At 68.1% G+C, this 21,293-nt stretch carries 21 protein-coding genes and 3 pseudogenes; 13 read left to right on the forward strand and 11 right to left on the reverse strand.

Annotated elements, in window-relative coordinates; translation table 11 throughout:
* The first annotated feature begins 35 nt into the window (after positions 1 to 35).
* From KBY67_RS06565 to KBY67_RS06580, 4 genes are all read left to right on the forward strand, one after another.
* Complete coding sequence (locus tag KBY67_RS06565; protein ID WP_255110012.1) at positions 36 to 1,241, forward strand: glycosyltransferase family 4 protein; 1,206 nt, start codon at positions 36 to 38, stop codon at positions 1,239 to 1,241.
* On the forward strand, positions 1,213 to 2,523 hold the full coding sequence (locus KBY67_RS06570) for a competence/damage-inducible protein A (protein WP_399214055.1): 1,311 nt from the start codon (positions 1,213 to 1,215) through the stop codon (positions 2,521 to 2,523). Before KBY67_RS06565 ends, KBY67_RS06570 begins: the two co-directional genes overlap by 29 nt.
* A gap of 28 nt (positions 2,524 to 2,551) precedes the next feature.
* Positions 2,552 to 3,985 carry a 3-isopropylmalate dehydratase large subunit gene (leuC, locus tag KBY67_RS06575; protein WP_255110016.1) on the forward strand — a complete coding sequence of 478 codons (1,434 nt, stop codon included), beginning with the start codon at positions 2,552 to 2,554 and terminating at the stop codon, positions 3,983 to 3,985.
* Between the two features lie 63 nt (positions 3,986 to 4,048).
* Entirely contained in the window at positions 4,049 to 4,675 is a 627-nt protein-coding gene (locus KBY67_RS06580) for a 3-isopropylmalate dehydratase small subunit 2 (protein ID WP_255110018.1), read from the forward strand.
* Between the two features lie 32 nt (positions 4,676 to 4,707).
* On the opposite strand, the gene KBY67_RS06585 is transcribed toward KBY67_RS06580, so the two are convergent.
* Both KBY67_RS06585 and KBY67_RS06590 read right to left on the reverse strand, forming a co-directional pair.
* Positions 4,708 to 7,887, reverse strand: coding sequence for a DUF3769 domain-containing protein (locus KBY67_RS06585; RefSeq protein ID WP_399214058.1), 3,180 nt, complete (start codon positions 7,885 to 7,887; stop codon positions 4,708 to 4,710).
* A gap of 97 nt (positions 7,888 to 7,984) precedes the next feature.
* On the reverse strand, positions 7,985 to 8,104 hold the full coding sequence (locus tag KBY67_RS06590) for a photosystem II reaction center protein I (protein ID WP_006172424.1): 120 nt from the start codon (positions 8,102 to 8,104) through the stop codon (positions 7,985 to 7,987).
* Positions 8,105 to 8,205: 101 nt separating this feature from the next.
* On the opposite strand from KBY67_RS06590, the gene KBY67_RS06595 reads away from it, so the two are divergent.
* Positions 8,206 to 11,241, forward strand: coding sequence for an alpha-mannosidase (locus KBY67_RS06595; RefSeq protein WP_255110022.1), 3,036 nt, complete (start codon positions 8,206 to 8,208; stop codon positions 11,239 to 11,241).
* Here KBY67_RS06595 and psbN read toward each other — a convergent pair.
* The gene (gene psbN / locus KBY67_RS06600; RefSeq protein WP_006172418.1) at positions 11,210 to 11,350 is read right to left on the reverse strand and encodes a photosystem II reaction center protein PsbN; all 141 of its coding nucleotides are present in this window, start codon (positions 11,348 to 11,350) and stop codon (positions 11,210 to 11,212) included. The genes KBY67_RS06595 and psbN overlap by 32 nt on opposite strands.
* Positions 11,351 to 11,541: 191 nt before the next feature.
* Here psbN and psbH point away from each other — a divergent pair, with 191 nt between their 5' ends.
* From psbH to KBY67_RS06620, 4 genes are read left to right on the forward strand one after another with little or no spacing between them, the layout of a single operon-like run.
* Positions 11,542 to 11,742: a photosystem II reaction center phosphoprotein PsbH gene (gene psbH / locus KBY67_RS06605; protein ID WP_255110025.1), complete on the forward strand. Its 201-nt coding sequence runs from the start codon at positions 11,542 to 11,544 to the stop codon at positions 11,740 to 11,742.
* Positions 11,743 to 11,792: 50 nt separating this feature from the next.
* Positions 11,793 to 12,164, forward strand: coding sequence for a TatA/E family twin arginine-targeting protein translocase (locus KBY67_RS06610; RefSeq protein ID WP_255110027.1), 372 nt, complete (start codon positions 11,793 to 11,795; stop codon positions 12,162 to 12,164).
* Positions 12,165 to 12,214: 50 nt separating this feature from the next.
* Positions 12,215 to 12,841: an aminoacyl-tRNA hydrolase gene (gene pth, locus KBY67_RS06615; RefSeq protein ID WP_255110030.1), complete on the forward strand. Its 627-nt coding sequence runs from the start codon at positions 12,215 to 12,217 to the stop codon at positions 12,839 to 12,841.
* A 36-nt stretch (positions 12,842 to 12,877) separates the two neighbouring features.
* Complete coding sequence (locus KBY67_RS06620; protein WP_255110033.1) at positions 12,878 to 13,135, forward strand: DUF3146 family protein; 258 nt, start codon at positions 12,878 to 12,880, stop codon at positions 13,133 to 13,135.
* A 7-nt stretch (positions 13,136 to 13,142) separates the two neighbouring features.
* On the opposite strand, the gene KBY67_RS06625 is transcribed toward KBY67_RS06620, so the two are convergent.
* The 3 genes from KBY67_RS06625 to ntcA are packed head-to-tail and all read right to left on the reverse strand — an operon-like array spanning position 13,143 to position 15,613.
* Positions 13,143 to 13,592 carry a resolvase gene (locus KBY67_RS06625; RefSeq protein WP_255110035.1) on the reverse strand — a complete coding sequence of 150 codons (450 nt, stop codon included), beginning with the start codon at positions 13,590 to 13,592 and terminating at the stop codon, positions 13,143 to 13,145.
* Positions 13,589 to 14,839 (reverse strand): DUF3084 domain-containing protein, encoded by a 1,251-nt coding sequence (locus tag KBY67_RS06630; RefSeq protein ID WP_255110037.1) that lies wholly within the window; start codon positions 14,837 to 14,839, stop codon positions 13,589 to 13,591. Before KBY67_RS06630 ends, KBY67_RS06625 begins: the two co-directional genes overlap by 4 nt.
* 45 nt (positions 14,840 to 14,884) lie before the next feature.
* Positions 14,885 to 15,613: a global nitrogen regulator NtcA gene (ntcA, locus tag KBY67_RS06635; RefSeq protein WP_399214062.1), complete on the reverse strand. Its 729-nt coding sequence runs from the start codon at positions 15,611 to 15,613 to the stop codon at positions 14,885 to 14,887.
* Positions 15,614 to 15,820: 207 nt separating this feature from the next.
* On the opposite strand from ntcA, the gene KBY67_RS06640 reads away from it, so the two are divergent.
* Both KBY67_RS06640 and dcd read left to right on the forward strand, forming a co-directional pair.
* The gene (locus tag KBY67_RS06640; protein WP_255110040.1) at positions 15,821 to 16,414 is read left to right on the forward strand and encodes a cob(I)yrinic acid a,c-diamide adenosyltransferase; all 594 of its coding nucleotides are present in this window, start codon (positions 15,821 to 15,823) and stop codon (positions 16,412 to 16,414) included.
* A complete protein-coding gene (gene dcd / locus KBY67_RS06645; protein WP_255110042.1) occupies positions 16,408 to 17,001 on the forward strand; it encodes a dCTP deaminase in 594 nt (197 codons plus the stop codon). Before KBY67_RS06640 ends, dcd begins: the two co-directional genes overlap by 7 nt.
* Before the next feature lies 1 nt (position 17,002).
* Here dcd and KBY67_RS06650 read toward each other — a convergent pair whose 3' ends face one another.
* The 5 genes and pseudogenes from KBY67_RS06650 to KBY67_RS06670 form a co-directional block, all read right to left on the reverse strand.
* A complete protein-coding gene (locus tag KBY67_RS06650) occupies positions 17,003 to 17,422 on the reverse strand; it encodes a hypothetical protein (protein WP_255110044.1) in 420 nt (139 codons plus the stop codon).
* 59 nt (positions 17,423 to 17,481) lie between these two features.
* Positions 17,482 to 17,916, reverse strand: a pseudogene (gene thyX, locus KBY67_RS06655) (FAD-dependent thymidylate synthase); the annotation flags it as partial.
* Positions 17,917 to 17,919: 3 nt separating this feature from the next.
* A pseudogene (locus tag KBY67_RS14770) lies at positions 17,920 to 19,098 on the reverse strand (HNH endonuclease); the annotation flags it as partial.
* Between the two features lie 135 nt (positions 19,099 to 19,233).
* Positions 19,234 to 19,572 (reverse strand): annotated as a pseudogene (locus KBY67_RS06665) (FAD-dependent thymidylate synthase); the annotation flags it as partial.
* A 45-nt stretch (positions 19,573 to 19,617) separates the two neighbouring features.
* Positions 19,618 to 20,208, reverse strand: a complete 591-nt coding sequence (locus tag KBY67_RS06670; RefSeq protein WP_255110046.1) for a thioredoxin domain-containing protein — start codon at positions 20,206 to 20,208, stop codon at positions 19,618 to 19,620.
* Between the two features lie 146 nt (positions 20,209 to 20,354).
* Between KBY67_RS06670 and KBY67_RS06675 the strand changes: the two genes are divergently transcribed.
* Positions 20,355 to 20,768 carry an NIL domain-containing protein gene (locus KBY67_RS06675; protein WP_255110048.1) on the forward strand — a complete coding sequence of 138 codons (414 nt, stop codon included), beginning with the start codon at positions 20,355 to 20,357 and terminating at the stop codon, positions 20,766 to 20,768.
* A complete protein-coding gene (locus KBY67_RS06680; RefSeq protein WP_255110050.1) occupies positions 20,765 to 21,283 on the forward strand; it encodes a hypothetical protein in 519 nt (172 codons plus the stop codon). Before KBY67_RS06675 ends, KBY67_RS06680 begins: the two co-directional genes overlap by 4 nt.
* The last annotated feature ends 10 nt before the right edge of the window (positions 21,284 to 21,293 follow it).

Here is a 21,293-nt window from a genome sequence, read left to right on the forward strand (position 1 = left end):
CCCAGCAGAGGCAACCCGATCCTCGGCAGCGGCCTGTGAGCATGGCCTCCAGTCCGCTCGCTGCGGCCTTCCTGACCCTCGTGATCGCAGCGCTGCTCACGGCGCTGGTGGTGCCGATTGTGCGTCGCATGGGGCTGCGCTACGGCCTGATCGATCCCCCGGATTCGCGCAAGCAGCACGACATCCCGATGGTGCGGCTGGGGGGAATCGGCATGGTGGTGGGCTTTTCCCTGGCCCTGGCGATCACCTGGGCCCTGGGGGGGTTCGGCACCCTGACCCCGGACCGGGACCAGCTGATCTGGACCACCCTGGCCGGCGCTCTCTGTTACTTCGTAATCGGGCTGGCCGATGACCTCTTTGCGCTGCCACCCCTGCCGCGCCTGGCGGGTCAGGTGGCGGTGGCGGTGGTGGTCTGGAGCGAGGGGGTGCGCATCGGAGCGATTGATCTGCCGCTGGGATGGTTCGGTCTGCCGTCGCTGGCCTTTCCCCTGCCCGACAGCCTCAGCCTGCTGGCCACGGTGATCTGGTTGGTGGGCATCACCAACGCCATCAACTGGATCGATGGCCTCGACGGCCTGGCCGCCGGCGTGGGTGGCATCGCCGCGGTGGGGTTGCTTTCGGTGAGCTTCAGCCTGCAGCAGAGCGCCGCCGGCCTGCTCGCCGCCGCGCTGGCCGGCGCCTGCCTCGGTTTCCTGCGCCACAACTTCAACCCCGCCCGCATCTTCATGGGCGATGGTGGCTCCTATTTCCTTGGGTTTGCCCTGGCGGCGATCAGCATCGTCGGTCCGGCCAAGGGGCTCACCACCGTGAGCTTGCTGTTCCCGCTGCTGATTCTCTCGCTACCCCTGGCCGACATGTCAGCAGTGATCATGGGCCGCCTCAGCGAGGGGCACTCCCCCTTCTATCCCGATCGGCGCCATCTCCATCACCGGCTGCTGCGGGCCGGCTTCAGCCATCGCCGCACGGTGCTGTTGATCTACGCCTTCACCCAGTGGTTGGCTGCCCTGGCCCTGGTGGCGGCCAACGTGGAGCTGCGCTTCCTCTGGCTGGCACTGGCCACCGCCGTGCTGATCGGCGCCGTGATGGGATCCAGGCGCCAGCGCCGCTTGCCGGGGGATTCCGCCGTTGACAGCACATCGGCGGTTTCCCCAGGGCCTTCGGCTTCCGCCTCAGTGGCGGCCCCCTCCAACTCCGTTCCCTGTGATGCCGGCCGTGACCCAAGCCTTGATCCAAGGCCCTGAGAGCGGCGGCAGCGAAATCCTCTGCATCGGCACCGAGCTGCTGCTGGGCAACATCCTCAACGGCAATGCCCGCTGGCTGGCGGAGCAGCTGGCGGGCCTGGGGCTGCCCCACTACCGCCAGTCGGTGGTGGGCGACAACCGCGACCGCTTGATCGCCATGGTGCGGGAGGCCTCCAGCCGCTGCCGGCTGCTGATCTGTACCGGTGGCCTTGGACCCACCCCCGATGACCTCACCACAGAGGCCCTGGCCGCCGCCTTCTCCACCCCGCTGGAGGAGCGCCCTGAGGTGTGGAGCGACATCCAGGCCAAGTTCGCGGCCCTGGGCCGCATCCCCTCGCCGAGCAACCGCAAGCAGGCCCTGCTGCCTGTGGGAGCGGCCGTGCTGCCCAACCCGCTTGGCACGGCCCCCGGCATGATCTGGAGCCCCAGGCCCGGTTTCAGCCTGCTCACCTTCCCCGGAGTGCCCTCCGAGCTGCGGGCGATGTGGGCCGCCACCGCGGCGCCCTGGCTGCGGGGACAGGGCTTGGCGGAGGGGGTGTTCGCCAGCCGGATCCTGCGCTTCTGGGGGGCGGGGGAATCGCGACTGGCGGAGCAGGTGGCCGACCTGCTGGAGTTGGCCAATCCCACCGTGGCCCCCTATGCCGGCACCGGTGAGGTGAAGCTGCGGATCACGGCCCAGGGCTCCACGCTCCCCCAGGCCGAGGCACTTCTGGCCCCGCTGGAGGCTGAGCTGCGCCAGCGGCTGGGGGCCTGGTTCTACGGCGTCGATGACGACAGCCAGGCTTCCTGCTGCCTGGAGCTGCTGCGGCGGCGCGGGGAGACGCTGGCGGTGGCAGAATCCTGCACCGGTGGTGGGCTGGGCGCGGCCCTGGCGGCGGTGCCCGGTGCTTCCGATGCCTTCCTCGGGGGGGTGATCGCCTATGCCAATTCCGTCAAGCAAGGCCTGCTGGGGGTGCCTGCCGCCACGCTCGAGGCCCATGGGGCGGTGAGTGATCCGGTGGCGATCGCCATGGCCGAAGGGGCGCGGCGGGTCACCGGCAGCAGCTGGGCCCTGGCCCTCACGGGCGTCGCCGGCCCGGGCGGTGGCAGCCGCGACAAGCCTGTGGGGCTGGTGCACATCGCCCTGGCTGGGCCCCAGGGCAGCACCAGTGAGGGGGTGCATTTCGGCGCTGGCCGCAGCCGCGACTGGATCCAGGTGGTCAGCGCCGGTGAGGCCCTCAACCGCCTGCGCTTGCGTCTGCTGGCCCAGACCCAGACCGATGGCCAGGCCCCCCGGACCTAGGCTGGTGTGTCTTGGTTGTGGGGACACGGTGAGCGCCGGCACGCTGTACGACAAGGTCTGGGACCGGCACTGCGTGGCGGAGCTGCCTGGAGGCTCCACCCAGCTGTTCATCGGCCTGCACCTGATCCATGAGGTGACCAGCCCTCAGGCCTTCGCCGCCCTGCGCGACCTGGGCCTGGGCGTGCGTCACCCCGAGCGCACCGTGGCCACGGTGGATCACATCGTGCCCACCACCTCCCAGGCACGGCCCTTTGCCGATCCCCTGGCCGAGGAGATGCTCGCCACCCTGGAGCGCAACTGCGCCGAGCACGGCATCACCCTGCACGGTCTGGGCAGCGGCCGCCAGGGCATCGTCCACGTGATCGCCCCGGAACTGGGCCTCACCCAGCCGGGTATGACCGTCGCCTGCGGCGACTCGCACACCTCCACCCACGGGGCCTTCGGCGCGATCGCCTTCGGCATCGGCACCAGCCAGGTGCGGGATGTGCTCGCCAGCCAGAGCCTGGCGATGAACAAGCTCAAGGTGCGCCGCATCCTGGTGGAGGGCCGCCTGCAGCCAGGCGTGTTCGCCAAGGATCTGGTGCTGCACATCATCCGCAGCCTGGGGGTGAAGGGCGGTGTGGGCTACGCCTATGAATTCGCTGGATCCTGCATTGAGGCCCTCTCGATGGAGGAGCGCATGACCCTCTGCAACATGGCCATTGAAGGGGGCGCCCGCTGCGGCTATGTGAACCCCGATGCCACCACCTTCGCTTACATCCAGGGCAGGCCTTTTGCCCCCGAGGGAGCGGCCTGGGATCGGGCGGTGGCGTGGTGGAGCAGCCTGGCCAGCGGAGCTGAGGCCGTATTCGACGACGAGGTGGTCTTCGAGGCCGGCACGATTGCCCCCACCGTCACCTGGGGCATCACCCCAGGTCAGGGCATCGGTGTGGACGAGTCGGTGCCCAGCCTGGCCGATACCCCGGTGGATGAGCGTCCGCTGGCGGAGGAGGCCTACCGCTATATGGACCTCCAGCCCGGCATGCCGATCGCCGGAGTCCCGATCGATGTCTGCTTCATCGGCAGCTGCACCAACGGTCGCCTCAGTGACCTGCAGGCGGCGGCTGCCGTGGCCCGGGGTCGTCAGGTGGCCCCGGGCCTCAAAGCTTTTGTGGTGCCGGGTTCGGAGCAGGTGGCGGCTGCCGCCGAGGCCGAAGGTCTCGATGCCGTGTTCACGGCGGCGGGCTTCGAATGGCGCGAGCCTGGCTGCTCGATGTGCCTGGCGATGAACCCCGACCGCCTGGAGGGTCGCCAGATCAGCGCCAGCTCCAGCAACCGTAACTTCAAGGGCCGCCAGGGTTCCGCCTCCGGCCGCACCCTGCTGATGAGCCCCGCCATGGTGGCCGCCGCCGCCGTCACCGGTCGGGTGAGCGATGTGCGCGACCTCCTTGCCCTCGTGCCCCTCCAGGTGCCGGTGGGCTGAGCGCCGCCGCCGGTCTCCCCCTTGATCCGCCCCTTGCCCCGGTTCCGTGCCCCGCCTCCTGCCATGAGCAGCTCCCTGCCCCCCAGGCCCTTCCCAGCCGGCCCCATCGCCAGCGTCACCGGCACCGCTGTGGTGGTGCGCGGCGATGACATCGACACCGATCGGATCATCCCGGCCCGTTTTCTCAAGTGCGTCACCTTCGAGGGACTGGCTGAAGGGGCCTTCGCCGATGACCGCACCGAGCTGGCCGGGGCCCATGCCTTCGACCGGGCGGAGCACCAGGGGGCCTCGCTGCTGCTGGTCAACCGCAATTTCGGCTGTGGCTCCAGCCGCGAACATGCCCCCCAGGCCTTGATGCGCTGGGGCATCCGGGCCGTGGTGGGCGAAAGCTTTGCCGAGATTTTCTACGGCAACTGCTTGGCGCTCGGCCTCCCCTGCCTGACGGCCGGCCACGACACCATGCGCGCCCTGCAGGAGGCGGCCCTGGCCGCCCCCACCGCGCCCCTCTGCTTAACCCTGGCCGATGCCACCCTCGAGGGCTACGGCCAGCGCTGGCCTCTGGAACTTCCCGCCGGGCCGCTGCAGATGCTGACCACGGGCCAGTGGGATGCCACCGCTCAGCTGCTCTCCCACCACGCCGAACTCAGCCGAACCCTGGGGGCCCTGCCCTACGCCAACGGCTTTCACTGAGCGAGCTGGTCATCGCCGCCCAGGCCTGAGGCTCAGAAGGGGGTTCGGCCTGGTCCGCCAGCCCCACTGAGCTGGGGACGGAAGGGAGCGAAGGGCACCCCCGTACCCTTGAAGCCGAAGTCGTTGAGGCGGAGCCGCACCCCGCCGATGCCCTCATAGGGGCTGTAGAAGACGCTGAAGGCGTAGGCACGGCGCTGCCAGCGCAGTTCCACGTAGGACCCGGTCAAGTCGCCGTAGTTCGGTGAGGAGGGGTCCACGTTGACGCCGATCCCCCCGTTGAACAGCAGCGGACCGGCGATCTGCTGGGTGAGCCCGATACCCACCGTGCCCAGATCGACCGCCGCGTCGAAACCGAAGGGGCTGAGGCCATTGCGCAGGGTGATGCCGCCAGTGACCGTGAGCTGGGTGAAATCAAAGAAGCGCTTGTTGAAGTGCCCCAGGGTGAGGGTGGGTCCACCGGAGATCGAGAAGGTGTTCTGGTAGGTGCCGTCGCCGAAATAGGCCAGGCTCCCCGAAAGATTGGTGTTCAGGGCCAGGCCAGGCACGATCGGCTCAGGGGAATAGCGCAGAGCCCCATTCGGCGTAGAGGGCAGGGCACGGCCACGCCAGAGCTGCAGAGAGCTGTTGAGTGATCCCACCGCGTTAGCACGCCAGAGCTGGGCAAAATTCGTGGATTCCTCTCCGTTGCTGAGGAATTCATTGCTCTGGTAGTTGCCAAGGCCCACCCGCCAGAAGTAGCGGTTGCTGAGCTTGCCCCAGTTGGGGAGGGTCTCTTCTTTCTCCAGGGAAGCGCCGTAGGCCGAATAGATGTCTTGCTCACCGAGGGATCCATTCCAGATCCTGAAGCGGTAGGCACCGAAGAGACGGGCCGTGGTGGAGCCCACCAGGGGGAGATTGATGTTGCGATCCAGCTGGCCCCAGCTGCGGGTGCCGTTGGAGATGTTCTCAGGATTGAAGGTGGAGATGTCGAGGTTCAAGCTGGTGTCGAAACCCAGCAGTTGCGTCTTCAGCCGGGCTTCAAGGCCAAACAGATCACCCAGGGTGTTGTCCTGGCTGACCGTGGGGCCACCAGCCTGGCCGCCTGGGATGGGATAGCTGTCGGTGGTGCCTTGGTAGGCACGCTCGAGCATGAACTGGGGCTCCAGTTGCAGGGTTCCCTTCTCGCCGATGCGGATCGGCCGCAGGCGGCGGCCCACGTAAATGCCATCGCGGTCTTCCTGATCGACCCCAAGCACCCAACGGTTCTCCACCTCCTGTTGCTTGCGGACACGCGTGCGCGAGGTCACGGGAATGGCGAGGCGGTCTTCCAGGATCAGCCGGTTGCGTCTGGAGGTGATCAGCAGGTCGCCGTTGGCATCCTGGTTGACCACCACCTGATCCGCATCCATCCACGACTGGGCCGGCGTGAAGGGGTCGTTGCTGAAGCTGGCCCGGTCGCTGCGCCAGCCGTTGGCGGTGAGTACGATCCTGGCCGCCTGATAGCGCAGATGGGTCAGGGTGCCCTGTACAGCCTGGGGAGTCTTTTCCGAGCTAAGCCGCCTGACCTGTGGTGGGCGGGACGGTCCGAAGTCGCTGTCCTGATCGGTGGCCACATCATCGTTACCACCGCCCTGACGACGGCGCTCGATCACCAGACCTTCCCGTTGCTGTACCCCGGAGATGCGCTGCTCGATGGCGGCGGCGGCGGCGGCGCGCTGACGCTCCTGCTCGCCCATGGCGCGGAACGACGCTGGACGCCGGGCCGGGGTGCTCTGGGCACCATCAGCCCGGCTGTCTGACGTCGACGGGTCTTGCGCCGGCACCTGTGCCTCACCGCCCATGGCCACCTGCTCAAGCGCTTCTGGGAGGGAGCGGGGGCGATCTGGCGGCTCGGCTCCACGGTTGGGGCAGCCCTTGGCCGGACGCAGCGTGGCCTGCGGATCCCCCTCGGGCGGTGGATCGCCGCCGAAGCGATAGCGCAGGCCCAGCAGGTAGGCGTTGCTGCCCTCCCTGACGCCGTTGTAGGTGCCGAAAGCGCCGGAGCGGTGGTGAATCCGCCCCACCATCGACCACTGAGGCGAGAAGGAGCCCTCGATCTCGAAACCCAGGTAATTGAGGAAGCGGGCCGACTTCTCCCGGTAGGTGTCCTCGTACTTGCTGAGGTTGGTGTTCAGGCTCACCCCCTGCACGAAGCCCAGGCTCAGCCAGGGTTGGAGCCAGGCCCGCAGTCCGATGCCGCCGGTGAACTCGCCGAAGGTCTGGGCGGAGGTGGAGAGGTTGGCCACCTCCGCGGACGTGAAAGGTCCGAGGTAACGACCGCCTTTCTGGGCCGAAGCCCAGTGCCCGAGCGCATTGAAATCGAGTTCAAGCGCGAAAGGGCCGGCCTTGATCAGTCGCTTCTGCAGCCCGGCGCCCAGCACCCGCTCCGGCCGGAAGACCCCCTGTCCGAAGAAGGTCTGGCCGAAATCGGAGTGGAACATCTGCCCGCCCCAGAGGGTGGCGCTCCAAGGGTGGGGGTGCCAGTCGGGAATCTCGGGCAGCAGCGTGGGGCAGGCGATCGGCTCGGGCTCAGGGAGCGGCTGGGAGGGGGGCTGCTCGATGTCGAGGTCTTCGAGGCTGGTCTCGAGGTCGAGAACGCCGTAGACGTCCTCCATCTCCCCTTCGCCCTCGATCAGGCCGTAGCGGAACAGGCTGCCCTGCAGATACTGCTGGCCACGCCAGAAGCGAACACTGCCCGTGGCGTAAAGGGTGCGGGTGGTGGTGTCGTATTCGATCCGATCCGCCATCAGCCGGCCACCGGCCAGCACGGCCTTGGCCTTGCCGGTGGCCACGTAGCGGTTGATCACCACGTCGAACCCCTGTTGATCGGCGCTGATCCCCAGTTCCTTGGGCGGGGTCCTGGTGACAGGGCCTGAAGGAGCGGGGTCGCTGGCCGCCGCCGCAGGCGGATCGGTCTCAGCGGGTTTTAACCCGAGCGGTTCGGGGCCAGTCGGTGCAGCGCCAGTCGGTTCAAGGCCAGATGGTTCGGCTGTGGCAGCCCCGGATTCAGCAGCGGTGCTGTGCTGCGGCGCGCTCGGAACGAGCGGATCGCCACTGCTGACGTCCGCACCGCTTTGAAGGGCAGGTGGGACGTCTGACTCGAGGGTCTGGGCCCGGCTCACCGCCGGTGTCGCCAGGGTTACCGCGCCCACAAGCCCGATGGTCCACCGGATAAGCCTTGCTGAGGGCACCACATCTCCAAGACCGCGGCCGATCCTGCCATGCCCCCGCAGAGGCTGGTGCTCCGCTCAGGTGGGTTGGTTCAGTGACCCCACCTGGAGCCACTGACCCTCAGTCTTCGAGGTCCTTGCGGCTGGGGGTGCGGCTGGGATCGCTGGCCAGGAAGCCGAAGACGAAGATGCCGATGAAGAAGAAAACGACCGAGTAAACGGAGATCTTGAGGGCGAGCATGGTTCCGTCCGGCGGGTGACAGGGAGTGACAGGCGCCAGGTGGGGCCTGAACGACCCTGCGGCAGCGGCATCATCCTATGGGTCACTGATGGCCGGGATCGATGACGCAGGCCCTGGACCCCCAGCTTCCCCCTGAGATTGAAACGTTTCGATCACGTTCGAGACTCGACCTGCTCGCCGCCTGGCAGAGGCAGGGCGCTGATGGCTCCTGGCAGGGCGCCCTGGCCGACCCCTGGGCCCGGCTGCATCGCCCCGACTGGCATGCCCGCGGGCTGATCGCCTGGCCGCGGGGTGGACAGACCCAGCGCCTGGTGCAGGAGCTGAGCTGTCCCCCCGGTTGGCGTGGCCGGGCTCCGGCGCTGGCCCGTCTGGCCCTGCGCTGGTGGGCTGATGCCGCCGAACTCCGGGTCGACGGCCGCACCGTTCACCGCGGTGATCTCTTTGACAGCTCCTGCCGCTGGGCCCTGCCGCAGCGCTGGTGGGAGGGGGAGCCGCTGCGCCTGGAGCTGGAGCTGCGCAGCCCGCTCCACGACGACGGCGCCCTGATGCTCAGCCGGATCGAGGCGGAGCCCCTGGATCCGGCTGACCCGGATGGTCTGCTGGTGGCCACGCGGCTGGAGCTGGAGCAGCTGCGCCAGGCCGCGCCTGCTGGACCGCCCGGTTCGTTCCACCTGCTCGGCCATGCTCACCTTGATCTGGCCTGGCTCTGGCCTGTGGCCGACACCTGGCAGGCCGCCGAGCGCACCTTCCGCTCGGCCCTCGATCTGATCGAGCAGCACCGGGACCTTCACTTCGGCCATTCCACGCCGGCGCTCTACGCCTGGCTGGAGCGTCACCGGCCCGAGCTGTTCGAGCGGATCCGCGCCGCCATGCGCGCCGGCCGCTGGGAGCCGATCAATGGCCCCTGGGTGGAGAGCGATTGTGTGCTCCTCGATTCCGCCTCGCTGCTGAGGCAGTTCCAGGAGGGGCAGGCCTACAGCCGCCAGACCTTCCCCGAGTGGGAGCACCAGCTGGCCTGGCTGCCCGACAGCTTCGGCTTCGCCGCCGGCCTGCCGGCGGTGGCGGCGGCCACCGGTGTGCGCTGGTTCTGCACCCACAAGCTGGCCTGGAACGCCACCAACCCTTTCCCCCACCGGCTCTTCCGCTGGCGCAGCCGCTGTGGCGCCGAGGTGCTGGCCCTGATGAGCGCCCCGATCGGCACCGATGGCGATCCCCTGGCAATGGAGCGCTACCGGCTGGAGTGGCAGGCGGCCACGGGCGACGCCGAGGCCCTGTGGCTGCCGGGGGTGGGGGACCACGGCGGCGGGCCGACCCGCGAGTTGCTGGAACAACTGGACCTCTGGCGTGACGACGAGGCCACAGCACCCCAGCGGCACGGCACCCTGCGCGACTACCTGCAGCGGCTGGAGCCCCTGGGCGCCCAGCTGCCCGTCTGGCGCGATGAGCTCTACCTGGAGCTGCACCGGGGCTGCGCCACCAGCCGCCCCGACCAGAAGCGCCACAACCGCAGCCTGGAGCGGTTGCTGCGCGAGGCCGATCTCGCCAGCGCACTGCTGGGGGAGCCAGCCAATCCTGCGGAGCCGGATGGCTGGCGGGAGCTGCTGTTTCAGCAATTCCACGACATCCTGCCGGGCACCTCCATCCCGGAGGTGTTCGAGCAGGCCGAACCCCAGTGGCGGGCGGCTCGCCGCCAGGCATCCCGCCGCCGCGACAGGGCGCTTCGGGCCTGGCTGGAGCCCGCTGGGGCCAAGGCCCAGGAGCAGGGCTGTGAGGTTGAGCGGGGCGGCGAGGCGGAACCGTGGTGGTGGGTTCAGCTGCAGCCCCTGCCGCCGGCCCCCCTCACCCTGCGCCTGCCTTCGGGCCACTGGAGCCTTGGGGGGCAGCCCCTGCCCTCGCAGGCCGCCCCATCGGGCGGCCACTGGGTGCAGCTGCCCTCCCCCGGCGGTGTGGTGGCCCTCCAGCTCAGCCGTCAACGCCAGCCGCCTGGGGCGCTGCCGCCGCTGGCCGCTGCCGCCTCGATCGTCAATCCGGTACGGCTGGAGAGACTTGGGGCCGGCGAGCGCTGGCGTCTGGGCAATGGCCTGCTCTGGGCCCAGCTCGGCCCCCTCGGCCTTGAGCAGCTCTGGGGGGGCGACCACAGTCCCCAGCTGGCCGAGCCGCTGCAATGGCGCCGCTGGATCGATCGCGGTGAGTTCTGGGATGCCTGGGATCTGGCCGCCGACTACCGCCAGCACCCCCTGCCCCTGCACTGGGAGCCGGGCCCGATGCAGGCGGAGGTGGGTCCGCTTTGCAGCCGCCTGGTCTGGCGCGGCTGCTGCGGCGCCAGCGCCCTGCGCCTCGATCTGCAGCTGCGGGCCGGTTGCCCATGGCTGGAGCTCAACCTGCGGGTCGACTGGCGCCAGCGCCATGAACTGCTGCGCCTGGAGCTGCCGCTGCAGCATCAGGCCGTGCGCTGGGCCGCCGACACCAGTGCGGGCGTGATCGAGCGGATCGCGGCGACCGCCACGGCACGGGAAGCCAGTCGCTGGGAGGTGCCGGCCATCAGCTGGCTGGCGAGTCAGGCCGCAAGCGGTGGCCTGGCGGTGCTGCTCGATGGGCCCCAGGGGGTTTCCTGCAGCCCTGAGGCCCTCGGGGTTTCGTTGCTGCGTGGGCCCACCTGGCCCGATCCCGGGGCCGACAACGGACCCCAGCGCCTGCGTCTGGCGCTGATGCCCTGTGCCCAGGGCTGGCGCCAGGCCGGGGTGGCGGCGGCGGCGGTGCGTTTCCGCGAGCCCTGCTGGCTGAGGCCGGTCGAAAGCTCGGCCACTGCCCTTGGCTCGGCTCAGGGCTTAGCCAAAGTCGCTGTGCCTGGGTCGGTGCTGCGGCTGGGGCATCCCGACCTGCGCCTGATCAGCCTCGCCAGCGAAGGCGAAGGCCTGGCGCGGCTGACTGTGCAGAACCTCTCCCCCTGCCGTCGCTGGCTTGAGCTGGCAGGCCAGTGGGAGGTGCTGGAGCGGATCGACGGGCTGGGGGCTCCCCTGACGGCGGCGAGCGGAGCAGAGACTGCCAGTTCAGCCGATGGAGACATCACCCGCTTGGCGCCTTGGCAGCTGGCCAGCTGGCGGATCAGTCGTCGTGGTCGTCGAAAGGATCCGTGAGCTGCTTGGAGGGTGGGCCGAAGGCGGTATAGACACCGAAGCCGGTGAGGGCAAGGAGCGCCACCAAAACGGTGATCGCCACAGAGATGGCTGGGGAGGTTTCGCTCAAGGGTGGTGTCTGGGGAGGGACAGGCCGGACTCAGGCCGGGTTGCGGCGGCGCGGCTTCAGGCAGCGATGGCGGCAGGCGGAGCCCCGAGGGTTCGCCGGTCCGTCACAACTGCGGATGAGGGCTGCACCTGCCGCCGCTCGACCCTTACAGTAACGGTCTTGACCCCTGTGCCAGAGAGGACACCACAGCCATGGCTCAACGCACTCCCCTGGGAAACCTGCTGCGTCCCCTGAACTCGGAGTACGGCAAGGTCGTGCCCGGCTGGGGAACCACTCCGGTCATGGGCATCTTCATGGCGCTGTTCCTGGTCTTTCTTCTGGTGATCCTCCAGCTCTACAACCGTTCCCTGCTCCTCGACGGCATCACCGTCAACTGGAACGGCATGGGCTGATCGTCGGGATCATCACTTCGCCGCTGCTCCTCACCTGAGACCTCTCCTCCATGAACTTCTTCGGGATCGGTCTGCCGGAGATGGCGGTGATCGCCGCCATTGGCCTGCTGGTTTTTGGACCCAAGCGCCTGCCTGAGCTGGGCCGCAGCCTGGGCCGTACCCTCAAGGGTTTCCAATCGGCCTCAAGGGAGTTTGAGCAGGAGTTCCGCAAGGCTGTCGACACGGAAACCGTTTCGGCCACCAGCCTGGGTTCCGAAGCCTTGGCGGCCGAACCCCTGGCCGCGGCCGCGAATTCTTTGCCAGCCCCGGATAACAGCCCAGAGGCCAGCGCTGCCGAAGCCCATGCCGGAACCGGGGTTGTGGCGGCTGTCGCTGAGCCGCAGGACCTGCCCTCTCCCAACGCCTTCTCCTCCTCCAGCTGAGCGTTGGTGCTGAAACCCGCTGTCTGCCTGTCCCCAGGCGGCCGTCTGCGATGACCTCCACCGCTGCAGCATCGGCCGACCTGCAGCTGCTGGTCGGTCTCGGCAATCCCGGCGCGAAGTACGACCAGACCCGCCACAACGTGGGCTTCATGGCCCTCGATCAGCTCGCCCGCCGTGAGGGGGCCTCCTTCCGGGCCAACGGCAAGCTGCAGGGAACCATCGCCGACCTCGGTCAGGGCTCCGATCGCCTGCGGCTGCTCAAGCCCAGCACCTTCATGAATGACAGCGGCCGCTCGATTAGGGCCACGCTCGACTGGTTCGGCTTGCGCCCCGAGCAGATGCTGGTGCTGGTGGATGACATGGATCTGCCCCTGGGGCGCCTGCGCCTGCGCCGCTCCGGCAGTGCCGGCGGCCACAACGGCCTGCGCAGCACCATCAGCCACCTGGGCAGCCAGGACTTCGCCCGCCTGCGCATCGGCATCGGTGCCCCGGCCCTGGACCCAGCCCTGCGCAAAGCCCGTACGATCTCCCATGTGCTGGGTCGCTTTGAGGCCGACGAGCTGCCCTTGCTGCAGCAGGTGCTGATCGAGGTGCTCGATGGTGTCAGCTTCACCCGCCGCTGGGGATATGAGCGGGCGGCCACGCGCCTGAACAGTTTTCAACCCACCCCTGGTTGACGCTGGCTTCACCTCCACGCTCCATGACCTGATCCCTTGAGCCGCCTGCCCGCCACCACCGCCCAGTTGCGGGTGCTGCACCAGAGCTTCAGCCATCAGCTGCTGGAGGGGGAGGTGGCCGCCGGCGGCTTCCACTGGACCTTCTGCTGGGCCTTCGGCCGCGGAGAGCTCACGGTGGAGCCCTCCCTGGGCCGTGCCCTGATCCAGGACGCCCTACTGCGCTTTCTGTTGCAGGTGGACTATCAGCTTGAGCCCGGCGGTGACTATGCCTTCACCGTGCGGGCCAAGTTCTAGGGCCGCTTCAACGGGTCTCCGGCGCCTTAGCCAGGGGGTGGCCCAGCTGTCGCTCCAGCAGCAGCTGGGCCACCACGTCATCCCAGTCGCGGGGTGGCTGACGCAGGCCCTGGGGCAACAGCCGCCGCCAGCCGCGGGGCTGGTGCAGGTCCCAGAAGCGCTCTCTGGCGGCCAGGGTTGAGCCATACTCCTCCACCAGCAGCACTGGTGCCAGCGGCTCCAGCCTCCGCCGCCAGAGGGCGCTGCCGGTACCGTTGCCAAGGATCACCGCGGTCACTTCGCCCTGGCTGAGCCAGGCTTCCAGTCGGTCCCAGGCCTGCTCAGGGGGGATCACCAGCGCTTCGAGTAGCCGCCGCCTGGCCCGGTCGGTGCGCACCAGACCACATTTGCTGCGACCTGGATCAAGTCCGGCCAGGGCGCCCTGGCTGGGCAGCTCCGGGGCGGGCGGCGGCGTCATGGACGCCCGGGACCCTGGGGACCCTGCCGCTCCAGTCGAGGCTCGCTTGGGCCCACCGCCAGGCGCAGTTCCAGCACCAGCGGATCGGGTGTTTCGGCGTCACGGACCGCCACGGCCTCGAGGGTCACGGTCTGACCGGGGGGGCGCTCGCTCAGTTCCCTCCCCAGCCGGTTGAAGGTGGCCACATCGAACTGAACACCATCGGCGATCGAGCCCTGGCGCTGGGCCTTGGCGAAGGAGGCCGCCAGCAGCAGGTTGAGACGGTTGCGCACCTGCTCACTGGAGCGTTCATTGCCCTCCAGCACCGTGGAGGCCATCAGGTCACCCCGTCGCAGCACCTGGCGGTTGGGTCTGAGGTCGGGGAAGCCCAGCACCTGGTCCTCGCCGCGCAGCACGTTGGCGGCCGAGAGGATGCTCACCACCCAGGGCCCGCCGCGGGAGAGGCGCGTTTCCAGGGTGGCGATGTCCTGGCGAGGCACCAGCAGGATCTGGCGGTTGGGGGTTTCCGCGGGCAACACCCGCTGGAAGGCATTGAGATTGGCCTGCCGTAGCAACGCCACCACTGCCGCATTGGCTTCGGTGGCGTTGCGGGGATTCACTTTGGCGCTGGCGAGGGGTTGACCGCTGCTGATCACCACATCGCCGCGGCGCAGGGCGATCAGTTTCCCCTCCAGTCCTTTGAGTTCTCTTTCGCCGGCCGTGATCAGGCCGCGCACCCTCGCCAGTTCCGTTTCAGTTTTGCGGATGTCCTGGTCTCTAGCGCGGATGTCTCTGTTGAGGCGGTCGCGCTGGGCCAGCAGTTCCTGCCGCTGGGCCTGCAGGGGCTTGAGTTCACCGCGCAGCTGGCGCGCCTGGATCTCGGCGGCGGTGAGCTGACGGCGGGTCTGCTCGCGGTCGCGGCGGGCACGCTGCAGGGCCTCTTCCACCCGGGCCTGCTCCTGGCGGCTGAGACGCAGATTCCTCTCGCTGCGCCGCAGGGTGGTGCGGCTCTCCAGCAGCCTGGCCTGCAGGGCGTCGAGTTCGAACAGCCCAACGCGCAGGCGTTCGCTCACCGCCAGCATCAACCCGAGCGAGACGGCACTGATCAGGCTGCCCGTGAGCACGGTGATCAGCACGGCTGTCTTGCGCGGCCGCAGGTTGAACAGGCTGAGCCTGGCTTTGCCCACCCGGCTGCCGAGCCGATCGCCCAGGGTGGCCAGCACGCCTCCAAGGGCCAGGAGGGCCAGAATCAGCAGCCAGCCAGACACAGTGCTGTGCGTGAGGGTCCAGTATCCGCCGTGGCGGCTCCCGCTTCAGCTGAAGCGCTTGGCCAGGGCCACTGGATCGAAGACTGTGATTTTCTTGCGGTCGATCTGCACCAGCCCGGCCTGACGCAGATCGCCCAGCAGGCGGGTGATCGTCACCCGGGTGGAGCCGATCGCTTCGGCGATAGCCTGATGGGAGAGTCGCAAGTCGATTGTGATGCCTTCGGTGCCGGGCACGCCGAAATCCCGGCAGAGCACTAACAGGAAACTCACCAGCCGTGACGACATGTCACGGTGGGTGAGGGTTTCGATCATGGTCTCGGTCTGCAGGATCCGCGAGGAGAGGCCCTGCAGGAGCAGCAGACCCACGGCGGAGTCCTGCTCGATGGCCCGGCGCACCGAAGACGCTGGCGCCGCCACCAGCTCCACGCGGGTGAAAGCCACTGCGTGATAAAAGCGATCCGAGCGCTGGCCGGTAAGCAGAGAGAGCACGCCAAACAGGCTGTTTTCCCGCAGCAGGGCCACAGTGATCTCTTCGCCCGATTCGTACACCCGCGAGAGCCGCACGGCTCCACGACGCAGGAGGTAAACCCGTTCAGCCGGATCCCCGGGGAAAAAGATCGTCTTTCCCCGCTCAACGGTTTCGAGCACGCAACCACTCAGGCCACGCATCACATCCAGCAGCGTGATCGCTCCGTTGGCGGCAGCGGCGAGGCCTATGGGGGCCGGTGTCGATGGGCCGCCGGTGCGACTGAATCCGCGCATCGCGCCAACCATGTTTCGGCGGAGCAGGTGTGAGATGGACGGTAAGGATCGCCCATGGCGCGCCCTGTAGTCACCGACACTAATCAATCGCATCCATTCAAGCCCGGCCAAGCCTCGTCCGGGGTTGAAGTACAGGTGTTCGCGCTAGGGATGGTGGCTGAGGCTTGCTGGCGGCCCGGACACCGCTACATTCGGGTTCGCGCTTCCCTTGGGGTGTTGATGACGGCCAGCCTGCGCAACGCCTCCACCGAGTCGCGCCATTCCCTGCGCGCCCTTGGCACGTCCCGGCCGGTGCCGCCCCGGCCCAGGCCGGCGCTCGCCAGGCCCGAAGGCTTGCTTCAGGTGCACACGGCTCCCTTCCGCGGCAGTTTCGGTGGGGTGTTCAGTCAGGCCCTGCGCAGTGCCGGGCTGGGCAGCCGGGTGCTGATCAGCCAGTTTCTCAAGGGCGGGGTGGAGCAGGGACCAGAGCACAGCCTCAGCCTCTGTGGCCGGCTGCAGTGGTTGCGTCCGGCGGTGCCCTCCTGCCTCACCCAGCCCGCCGCCGAGGAGCAGGAGCCGGTACGTGTCGCCGTTCAGGAGGTGTGGGCCTTCAGCCGCGACCAGCTGCTGGGGGCCGCCGTGGAGTTGATGGTGCTCGATGAACTGGGGCTGGCCATTGAGCTGGGTTTTCTCGCTCCCCAGGAGGTGATCAGCACCCTGGAGCAACGGCCGGCCCACCTGGATGTGATCCTCACGGGCCCGTCCATTCCCCTGGAGCTGCTGGCCATGGCTGATCAGGTCACCCAGTTGCGGCGGGGAGGTGCCCCGTGCTGAAGAGCGACCGCTGGATCAACACGCTGGCGGCGGAAGGGATGATCCAGCCCTTCCAGTCCAGCCTGGTGCGACATCTGCAGCCGGAAACCAGCTCCAGCCCGGTGCTGAGCTTCGGCTGCTCCTCCTACGGCTACGACCTGCGCCTCTCTCCGCGGGAATTCCTGATCTTCCGCCACGTGCCCGGCACGGTGATGAACCCGAAGCGGTTCAATCCAGACAACCTCGAGCCCGCCCCCCTCCATCACGACGAGGATGGTGACTTCTTTATCCTGCCGGCCCATTCCTATGGCCTAGGCGTGGCCCTGGAGAAGCTGAAGGTCCCGCCCATGATCACTGTGATCTGCCTGGGCAAGAGCACTTACGCCCGGCTGGGCATCATCGTCAACACCACTCCGGCGGAGGCCGGCTGGGAGGGCCATCTCACCCTCGAGTTCAGCAACTCATCCGGCGCCGACTGCCGGATTTATGCTAACGAAGGCATCACCCAGTTGCTGTTCTTTGAAGGCGATCCCTGCGACACCACCTACCAGGATCGCGCCGGCAAGTATCAGCATCAGCCCGAGAGAGTCACCCTGGCCAGGGTCTGACTCAGCGCAGTCCCATGGCCCGACGCACCTGGCCGATGCAGGGCAGCCCGCTTGGGCAGAGCCGGATCAGCCGGCCATTGACCACGAAAGGGGTGTCGGCGCTTGAATCGGCCGAAGCTCTACTCGCCATGGGGGCTTCTGTTTCCCCTGAAAAGTTCCCCGAGGAGGTTGGGTCTGGGGTGCCGTCATTCCCATTCCAACTGCTATCCCTACCGCCAAGGCCTTGGAGCCGGCCTTCGACCGATTGCAGCAGGTTGCCGTAGCCAGGAGCGGAGCCGCCCTGGAGGGTTCCCTGGATGGCCGCCGCTCCCGCCGCGTCGATCAGCGTCTGGCTCCTGGCCGCAGGCGCGACCACAAGCATCATGAGCACCAGCAGAGGTAACAGCGGCAACGGCAGCGGCAACGACAGTGGCGGTGGCATGGCGGGGCTTGCAGAGGCTTTTGCAGGCACAGGTCGGCTCGGCAGATCGGCAGGGGTGCTCAGGGGGCCAGGCGCGCTTTGTGCAGCCGGGCTCGGCTGTACCAAGCAGCGAACTCAGGAGCCCACGCCTCCAGGTGGGGCCACATCAGGTCACAGAGCTGACGGATTTCGAGCTGCGCATCCAGCTTCGCGCGCAGGTCGAGGAAATGCAGAAACGCCCGCAGGCTGAAGCTCACCACGAAGTGCTGGCGGTAGTCGAACGGCAGGATGCCGCGGGCGTGCTCCTCGGCGAAGCCAGCATCGAGCAGGTCGCGGTAGCGCTCGGCGGCGGCACGGCAGAGATCGAGATCGATGACCCGCTGGGCGTCGTCGTAGAGGTACTTCTTGCCCTGGCGGTCGCTGTAGGCGCCAACAGGGCGTAGATAGAACACTTCTTCTAGGTCCAGTTCGCCATTAGCGGCCTGGCAGATTCTGTCGCCTGTGTAGCGCATCGAGTTGTGCACCACCAGGCCATTCGCCACGAAGTTGTGCCACGGCGCTTCCACTTCAAGGTCGTAGGTGGTCTGGGTGCCCAGGAACTCCACCTTCACCACAGTGAGCGGATGAGCGCGCAACTTGCGGCCTTGCGGGCGGGGTTTGCTGGCCCAGGCAGAGACCGGTGCGCGTTGCTCTCCCCACGCTTCGGCGAAAGTGGCTTCCTGATGATGCGCGTGGATGAAGGTATGGCAGGGCTGGCACAAGGTCACCAGGTTGTCGCTTGCCAACTCCAGTGACGGATCGGCATAGACCGGCACTAGATGATGGGCCTGAAGTTGCTGGTTGCTGCCCCGTTGTCCGCACCGCTGGCAGGTGTAGTCGAAGCGCCGGTGAATTTCGGGGGCGATCTGGCGTGTCCAGGCGCCGGTCAGCACCCGATCACTCGACACTCCCCCTTTCCAGAAGGGAGAAGCGGCTCCCCGTTTCGTGATTCGGTGGGCATGGGCGCGGCGTGCCTCACGTGAGGCGTCGCTGAGCTGAAGGGCATAGCCGGCTCGGTCTTTGTTCCATGGGGTCATCCCTTTGCGGAATCCCGGTGGGCGGCAGTTCAGGCTCAGCCTGTAGTGGTACACCCACTTCTTGATGGCCTCCACCGAGCAACCCGCCAAGGCCGCCATCTCATCGGCATTGAGGTTTTCCTTCAGCTTCTGCTCAAGCCATAGCCGCTGGCGATACAGCGCTTCAGGCTGGTGGTTCCAGGGTTTCTTGCCGGATTGAAAGCGAGTCTGGCGTTGTGGAAGCTCAATCTGGTGGCGCCGGGCCCATTCGCGGATCGTGATGGGTCTGCAGCCCACCTGTTCTGCCATTTCCTTCGCGGTAAGACCGGCAGCGCACTGGCGCTCTAGCCAGGACTTGTCGCGGTAATCGCCGGTGCCGGCAGCCACCAACCCGTTGGCGAGCACTTGAGCGGTGCGGCGGAAGCTGCGCACGTGGCCATCGTTGCGAGTGACGAGGCCGACCGCCTCACCCATGGTCTGCCAGCCATCGGGCGTCAGCACACGGTGGTTGGTGGTGCAATCCAGTGTGCGTCCGTCTTCCATGGTGACGCGATACACCGGTTGCTCTCCGCTGCACATCACGTCCTTGATGTGGCTGGTCTGGAACAGGCCGGTGTCTTCGTTCAATACCCGGAGACGCATGCGCTTCAGACGCTCGCGGCAGTCGCGGCGGTATTCACCAGGGGGCTCCCCCTGGCGGCCACGCACGGCCCGATGCCGCACGGCCTTCTCCCCATTCGCCCAGAGGTCATGCAGTTCAGCGATCGCCAGCTTGCGCAGCGCGCCGGAAGCCTGCACGAACGTGACCTGCGTGCTGCCTGCCAAGCACTGCACATCAAAACTCACGCCAACCCGATGGGTGCGCGCCTGCTGCATCACCGAATGGGGAAACCAGCCCACGTTGAGCACGATCTGGGCATGCTCCAGGGGGCCGTAGTGGCCGCGCTCGCCGGAGAGCAGGCGCTTGACGCAGATCTCGCCCGCCGTGCGTTCATCGGGCCATTCGGCGCGGTCAGCCGCGACGAACCCCTCGCTGTAGTCCTGGTGCATGGCGGCATAGACGCACTGCTGGGGGTTGGGAGTTGCGGCGATCAGCTCGACCCGGAAACGGTCCATGGGGCTGCAGGGCAGGGGAGAAGTGGCGGTGGGCTCAGCGGTGGCTCAGCCGTGGCTGCGGGGGCCGGCCTGGGCTGGTGGGACCAGGTCAGTGCCCTGGGTGTTGCCCTGGGCCTCGCCGCCGCTCAGCGGCGAGAGGTTGCCGACGCCAGCCAGCAGCGGCAGGGGGGTGGCCTCGATCAACGCGGCCATGATCGAGGCCAGCTCAGGGCGGCTGCGGGCCCCCAGGGAGCGCCCGATTGCCTTGCCGCTGCGGTCGAACAGCTCCAGCTGGGGGATGCCGTTCACCGCGTAGCGATCGATCTCCGGACTCCAGCGTGGATTGTCCACATTCAGCAGCACCACGTTGAGCTCGCCGCGGTGCTGGCCCTCAAGGGCCGCCATCGCCGGCGCCATTGAGCGGCACGCTTCGCACCAGTCGGCGTAGAACTCCACGACCGTGGGTTTCCCACTGGCGAGGGCCAGGGGCAGCTCCGGCGAGCGCCGGGCCAGTTGCTCCAGCGGTGCCTGGGGCTGCAGGCCTCCACGCAACCCGAACAGCAGCAAGGCCAGGACAGCAGCGATGGCGGCCAGCAGCATCCGCTCCCGTCGCCCCAGGGGGGAGCTGGCATCAGCCGCGGGGTTGGGCAGGGTCATCGTGACGGGCGGGGAACCTGAACCGACGGCACTCTGGCAGCTCTGCCGCGGCTGCCGGGGCTGCCGGCTCGGGGCTGCCGGTCTCCTGGAGGACGGGCGGCCAGTCTGCAAAGGCTCGATAGCATGGGTCTTCCCTCCAGGCTGCGGTGAAGCGTCGCCTCACGATTCACTTCCCGCGCGAAACGGTGCATCACCCGATCACCTACCGGCTCGCCGTGGATTTCGATATCGCCGCCAAGATCCTTCGGGCCCAGATCGCCCCCAACCAGAGCGGCACCATGGTGGTGGAGCTCTCGGGCGACATCGACGAGCTCGATGCCGCCGAGCAGTGGCTGGAGGACCTGGGCCTGGGCCTGGATCGCGCCCCCGGTGAAATCCGCATCGACCGCGGCCGTTGCGTCGATTGCGGCATCTGCGCCAGCGTCTGCCCCAGTGGTGCCCTTCGCAGCCGCCCGCCGGCCTGGCGGCTGGAGTTCCGGGCCCAGCACTGCCTGGTGTGCGAGCAATGCATCCCCAGCTGTCCCCTGGATGCCATCGGTCTGGTGCTGGAGGCCCGATGAGCCGTGTGATCGGCGGCATCCTGCGTCTGGCCCTTCTGCCCCTGCGGGCGCCGTTCCTGCTGGTGCTCCTGCTGGTGAGCATCTATCTGGGCATCCACTGGGTGGTCAACGCACCACAGCAGGGCCTGTTCAATGCCGAGCAGGATCCTGTCCACGGTCTGTACTGGACGGTGGAATGTCTGCAGGCGGTGCTGGTGGTGGTGGTGGCCTCGGTGCCCGATCTGCTGCTGAGTCAGCTCTCGGCACTGATGGCTGCCAGCCGGGTGGTCACCCTGATCATCAGCCTGTTGCTGGTCACCGTCGGGGGCCTCTATCTGCTGCACCTCAGCGCCCTCGCCGACGTGGTGATCCTGGCCGCGGCGGTGCTGCTGGCCCGGCTGGATCTCATCCGCATCAAAGTGGTCCCTTCGCCCCTGTTCGCGGCCTTCGCGCTCTCCGGCTACGTGATGCTCGGCGTCTGGATCGGCCGCCTGTTGCAGCTCGGCGGTCTGCTGACGGGGTCGAGCGACGCCTGAGGCCGGCCGA

The sequence above is a fragment of the Synechococcus sp. RedBA-s genome, assembly GCF_024345495.1.
In the GTDB taxonomy this organism is placed as follows: domain Bacteria; phylum Cyanobacteriota; class Cyanobacteriia; order PCC-6307; family Cyanobiaceae; genus Regnicoccus_A.

Bases quoted from the DNA above. Each gene is read 5' to 3' on its own strand.
- KBY67_RS06595 (WP_255110022.1), top strand. From the start codon at position 8,206: ATGACGCAGGCCCTGGACCCCCAGCTTCCCCCTGAGATTGAAACGTTT.
- pth (WP_255110030.1), top strand. From the start codon at position 12,215: ATGACCTCCACCGCTGCAGCATCGGCCGACCTGCAGCTGCTGGTCGGT.
- psbH (WP_255110025.1), top strand. From the start codon at position 11,542: ATGGCTCAACGCACTCCCCTGGGAAACCTGCTGCGTCCCCTGAACTCG.
- KBY67_RS06580 (WP_255110018.1), top strand. From the start codon at position 4,049: ATGAGCAGCTCCCTGCCCCCCAGGCCCTTCCCAGCCGGCCCCATCGCC.
- KBY67_RS06650 (WP_255110044.1), bottom strand. From the start codon at position 17,422: ATGCCACCGCCACTGTCGTTGCCGCTGCCGTTGCCGCTGTTACCTCTG.
- KBY67_RS06625 (WP_255110035.1), bottom strand. From the start codon at position 13,592: ATGACGCCGCCGCCCGCCCCGGAGCTGCCCAGCCAGGGCGCCCTGGCC.
- KBY67_RS06670 (WP_255110046.1), bottom strand. From the start codon at position 20,208: ATGACCCTGCCCAACCCCGCGGCTGATGCCAGCTCCCCCCTGGGGCGA.
- KBY67_RS06640 (WP_255110040.1), top strand. From the start codon at position 15,821: ATGACGGCCAGCCTGCGCAACGCCTCCACCGAGTCGCGCCATTCCCTG.
- KBY67_RS06590 (WP_006172424.1), bottom strand. From the start codon at position 8,104: ATGCTCGCCCTCAAGATCTCCGTTTACTCGGTCGTTTTCTTCTTCATC.
- KBY67_RS06610 (WP_255110027.1), top strand. From the start codon at position 11,793: ATGAACTTCTTCGGGATCGGTCTGCCGGAGATGGCGGTGATCGCCGCC.
- KBY67_RS06680 (WP_255110050.1), top strand. From the start codon at position 20,765: ATGAGCCGTGTGATCGGCGGCATCCTGCGTCTGGCCCTTCTGCCCCTG.
- ntcA (WP_399214062.1), bottom strand. From the start codon at position 15,613: ATGGTTGGCGCGATGCGCGGATTCAGTCGCACCGGCGGCCCATCGACA.